Annotated in this window: 1 protein-coding gene; it reads right to left on the bottom strand. The window is 59.9% G+C overall.

The features are described 5' to 3' along the window. The coding region (locus tag ACR0E6_RS23075; protein WP_480587816.1) for a DNA recombination protein RmuC at nucleotides 1–524 on the bottom strand (524 nt) is incomplete at both ends.

Consider the following 524-nt stretch of genomic DNA (forward strand, 5'->3'; position numbering starts at 1 on the left):
CTGATCTTGATGTCCGAAATGTCCTTGGCCGCCTGCCCGAAATGGCGATCCAAATTGGCAACGCGGTCGCCCAGACGCTCGACATCCTTGTGTAGCATCCCAAGTTCCTTGCGGATGGCGCCTGCTTGTTCTCGCATCCGCGCGTCCTTGAGGATCGCGCGCATCGTGTTCAGCGTCGCCATGCAGGTGGTCGGTGACACGATCCAGACGCGTTTGGTAAAACTCTCCTGCACCAATTCGGGGAACTTGGCGTGCAACTCGGCATAGACCGCCTCGGAGGGCAGGAACATCAGCGCGCCATCGGCGGTTTCGCCATCCAGAATGTATTTCTCGGCAATATCGTTGATGTGTTTGCGCACCGTGCTGCGGAACATCTGAACCGCCGCCTTCAGCTCGGCGTCATTGGTCGAGCCAATCAGCGCCTCATAGGCCTCCAACGGGAACTTGCTGTCGATCACAATCGGGCCCGGCGGGTTGGGCAGATGGATCAGGCAATCCGCACGCCGCCCGTTCGACAGCGTGGC

This window comes from Ruegeria sp. AP12, from assembly GCF_056540025.1.